Origin of the sequence: Methylopila musalis (assembly GCF_042679725.1) — a bacterium.
Classification (GTDB): Bacteria; Pseudomonadota; Alphaproteobacteria; order Rhizobiales; family Methylopilaceae; genus Methylopila; species Methylopila musalis.
On record NZ_JBHTMX010000237.1, the window covers coordinates 1 to 4,046 of the forward strand.

At 71.5% G+C, this 4,046-nt stretch carries 3 protein-coding genes; 1 reads left to right on the top strand and 2 read right to left on the bottom strand.

The genetic code is table 11. The annotated features are described in order from the left end of the window. Together ACFQ4O_RS15870 and ACFQ4O_RS15875 are read right to left on the bottom strand one after the other, a co-directional pair. Window positions 1–267, bottom strand: a 267-nt coding sequence (locus ACFQ4O_RS15870; RefSeq protein WP_378777065.1) for a hypothetical protein, incomplete at its 3' end; no start/stop codon positions are given. Window positions 268–346: 79 nt separating this feature from the next. Further along, the gene (locus tag ACFQ4O_RS15875; RefSeq protein ID WP_378777067.1) at window positions 347–1,834 is read right to left on the bottom strand and encodes a sigma-54-dependent transcriptional regulator; all 1,488 of its coding nucleotides are present in this window, start codon (window positions 1,832–1,834) and stop codon (window positions 347–349) included. Window positions 1,835–2,022: 188 nt separating this feature from the next. Here ACFQ4O_RS15875 and ACFQ4O_RS15880 point away from each other — a divergent pair, with 188 nt between their 5' ends. After that, window positions 2,023–3,807, top strand: a complete 1,785-nt coding sequence (locus tag ACFQ4O_RS15880) for a M3 family oligoendopeptidase (protein ID WP_378777069.1) — start codon at window positions 2,023–2,025, stop codon at window positions 3,805–3,807. The last annotated feature ends 239 nt before the right edge of the window (window positions 3,808–4,046 follow it).

A 4,046-nucleotide genomic window follows, 5' to 3' on the forward strand; every position in this document is an offset into this window, starting at 1 on the left:
GCGCGCCGGCTCGGCCGCGGCCGAGGCGTCGCCGGCGGGCTTAGGTGATGCGGACTCAGTGGTCGGGGCCGCGGCGTCGACGGAGCCGGTGGGCTCGCCCTCCGCCCGGTCGGTCACGGCCGGAGTCGTCGCCGCGGCCTCCTGCGCGGCGACGCCCGAGGCGAGCAGCGCCACCAGGCTGACGCCCAGCAACGCCGATGCGGCGAGACGTGACGGGGCGCCTGCGGTCGGGGCGCGGCGCACGCGGCGGGTCACGCGAAGTCTCATCGGATGTCGTCCTTCACTTGCCGGCGGAGCATGGGCGCGCCGCCGGCTTGGTTCAATCTGGGATTTGGTCGGCCGCCCATCAGGCGACGGCTTCGTCCGCGTCCGTGCCCTGACCGCCACATTCGGCGTCGAGCCCGAGGTCCTTGATGCGCCGGTAGAGCGTGGAGCGCCCGATTCCGAGGCGCCGGGCCACCTCGGTCATCTGCCCGCGGTGGTGGCGGATGGCGTAGCGAATCGCGTCCGCCTCCAGCCGCTCCAGCGTGCGGAGCTGGCCCGAGGCGTCGAACAGCGGCAGCGCGGGAGCCTCGAGCCGGCGCTCGAGCTCCGGCTCGGCGAGGTCGTCTTCGAGCGCGAGACGGGGCGGCGCGATACGTTCCGGCTCCTCGCCGAGCTGGGCCGAAATCTGGGGAAAGTCCGCCGGGCGCAGCACGTCGCTCTCCGCCAGCACCACGGCGCGGAACACGGCGTTCTCGAGCTGGCGGACGTTGCCCGGCCAGTCGTAGCGCTCCAGCAGGTCGAGGGCGGCGGCCGAGATGTCCCGCACCGGGCGGTCCTCCTCCGCGGCGAAGCGGGCGAGGAAGCGGCGCGCCAGATCGGCCAGATCTTCTTTCCGCGCCCGAAGCGGCGGCACCCGGATCGGGAACACGTTCAGGCGGTAGAACAGGTCCTCGCGGAAGGCGCCGGCGCGCACCCGCCCGGCCAGATCCCGGTTGGTGGCCGACAGCACGCGGATGTCCACCTTTACGGAGCGCCGCGCGCCCACGGGGTCGATCTCGCCCTCCTGCAGCGCGCGCAGCAGCTTCACCTGCGCCTCGGCCGGCAGTTCGCCCACCTCGTCGAGGAACAGCGTGCCGCCGTCGGCCTCCACGAACTTGCCGGCGTGGCGGTCGGTGGCGCCAGTGAAGGCGCCCTTCTCGTGGCCGAACAGGATCGATTCCACCAGATGGGCCGGGATCGCGCCGCAGTTCACCGCCACGAACGCCTTGCCGCGGCGCTCGCCGGAGCCGGCGATGGCGCGGGCGAACAGCTCCTTGCCGACGCCGGATTCGCCTTCGATCAGCACCGGGATCGACGACCCCGCCGCCCGCGCGCCGAGACGCAGCGCCTCCGCCATGGCGGCGGAGCGGCTCGGCAGGTCGCGGAAGGTGAGCGAGCCCGTGGCCCGGCGCGCCATGCGGCGGATCTCGCCTTCGAGCGCGTCGGTTCGCAGGGCGTTTCGGATGGAGATCTGCAGCCGCTCGGGGCCGACCGGCTTCACCACGAAATCCGCGGCGCCGGCGCGCATGGCCGCCACCACGGCCTCGATGGAGCCGTTGGCCGTCTGCACGATCACGGGCGTCGCCACCCCCATCTCGCGCATCTTCTCCAGCACGGCGATGCCGTCCATGCCGGGCATGATCAGGTCGAGGAACATCAGGTCGTAGGCCGCGCCGGGCTGGCTCAGGGCCTCGATCGCGTCCGCGCCGTCTTCCGCCGTGCGGGCGTCGTAGCCGAAGCGGCGGGCGAGCGCCTCCAGCAGCCGGCGCTGCACCGGATCGTCGTCGACGATGAGGATCACGGCGCTCATGCGGGCCTTTCGGGGCGGGGGTCGCGGGGAGGCCCGAGCATCGCCTCCCAGGGTAAACGCGGGTTTAAGCGGAGCGCGCGCTTTCTCCCGGCGGTTGATCGCGGCCGTCACGCTTGCGATATCTGGAGCGACCCTCCTTCCGGGCGCCGCGCCGCGGTCGCCCGACAGACCCCGAACGATCGAAGAGCATCCACGTGTCGAACGCCGCCGCCCTCGGATCGCTGCCCGAATGGAATCTCGCCGACCTCTATCCCGGCCTCGACGCGCCGGAGGTGGCGGCCGATCTCGCCCTCGCCGACGAGCGCGCCCGCGCCTTCGAGGCCGCCTACAAGGGCAAGCTCCCGGAGCTGACCACCGGGGGACGGCTCGTCGACGCGGTCGCGGACTACGAGTCGATCGACGACCTGACCGGCCGTCTCGCGGCCTACGCCAGCCTCGTCTACGCCACCGACACCACCGACCCGAAGGGCGCCAAGTTCTACGGCGACGTGCAGGAGAAGCTGACGGCGGTGTGGTCGCACCTGCTGTTCTTCAACCTGGAGCTCAACCGGCTGGACGACGACGCCGTCGAGGCGGCGCTGGCCGAGCCGAGGCTCGCGCATTACCGGCCCTTCATCGAGGACACCCGCAAGGAGAAGCCCTACCAGCTCGAGGATCGCGTGGAGCAGCTGTTCCACGAGAAGTCCATGACCGCGCGGGGCGGCTGGAACCGGCTGTTCGACGAGACCATGGCGTCGCTGCGGTTCGAGGTGGACGGCAAGGAGCTGACGCTGGAACCGACCCTGAACCAGCTTCAGGACGCCGACGGCGAGGCGCGCCACCGCGCGGCCGACGCGCTGGCGAAGACCTTCAAGGCCAATCTGCGCACCTTCGCCCTGATCACCAACGTTCTCGCCAAGGACAAGGAGATCTCGGACCGCTGGCGCGGTTTCGAGGACGTGGCCGACAGCCGCCATCTCGCCAACCGGGTGGAGCGCGAGGTGGTGGACGCGCTGGTCTCCGCCGTACGCGCGGCCTATCCGCGGCTGTCGCACCGCTATTACCGGCTCAAGGCCAAGTGGTTCGGCCTCGACGCCCTGAACCATTGGGACCGCAACGCCCCGCTGCCGAGCGCGCCGACCCGCGTGATCCCGTGGGACGAGGCCCGGGACACTGTGCTCGGCGCCTATGGCGGCTTCTCGCCGAAGATGGCGGAGATCGCCGGCCGCTTCTTCGACAAGGGCTGGATCGACGCGCCGACCCGTCCCGGCAAGGCGCCCGGCGCCTTCGCCCATCCGACCGTGCCGTCGGCCCACCCTTACGTGCTGCTGAACTATCTCGGCCGGCCGCGCGACGTGATGACGCTCGCCCACGAGCTCGGACATGGCGTGCACCAGGTGCTGGCCGCGCCGAACGGCGCGCTGATGGCGCCGACGCCGCTGACGCTCGCGGAGACGGCCTCCGTGTTCGGCGAAATGCTGACCTTCCGGGCGCTGCTCGACCGCGCCACCGACCCCGCCCAGCGCAAGGCGATGCTGGCGGGCAAGGTGGAGGACATGATCAACACGGTCGTGCGCCAGATCGCGTTCTACACCTTCGAGCGGAAGGTGCATGAGGAGCGCCGCAAGGGCGAGCTGACCGCGGAGCGTCTCGGCGCCATCTGGCTCGAGGTGCAGACCGAGAGCCTCGGGCCCGCGATCCGGCTCGGCGAGGGCTACGAGACCTTCTGGACCTACATCCCCCACTTCATCCATTCGCCGTTCTACGTCTACGCCTACGCCTTCGGCGACTGCCTCGTGAACTCGCTCTACGCGGTCTACGAGAACGCCTCCGACGGCTTCGTGGAGCGCTATTTCGCGCTGCTCTCCGCCGGCGGCTCGCGGCCCTATCCGGAGCTGCTGGCGCCGTTCGGGCTCGACGCCCGCGACCCGGCCTTCTGGCAGACCGGCCTCGGTCTGATCGAGCGCATGATCGCCGAGCTCGAGACGCTCTGACCGACGCCGCCGGCGGGGGAGGGCGGTTTTCGCCCTGCTTCCGCCGGTGGTGGTTTCGCAATTCGGCCTGATTCGTTGACGAAGCTTGAACTCTCGGAGGGGCAGCCGGGAGGGTTTCGTCATGAGGTCTCACGTCGTCCACGCCGCCGTCGCCTGCGCGGTTCTGATCGCAGGCTCCGCCGCGCAGGCCGCGGAGCAGCCGGCGGCGATCGCGCTCGCCGCCTCCGGCGCGCCGGGCC

What these genes read in the sequence shown, in the direction of transcription:
- ACFQ4O_RS15875 (WP_378777067.1), bottom strand. Translation starts at nt 1,834, where the DNA reads ATGAGCGCCGTGATCCTCATCGTCGACGACGATCCGGTGCAGCGCCGG.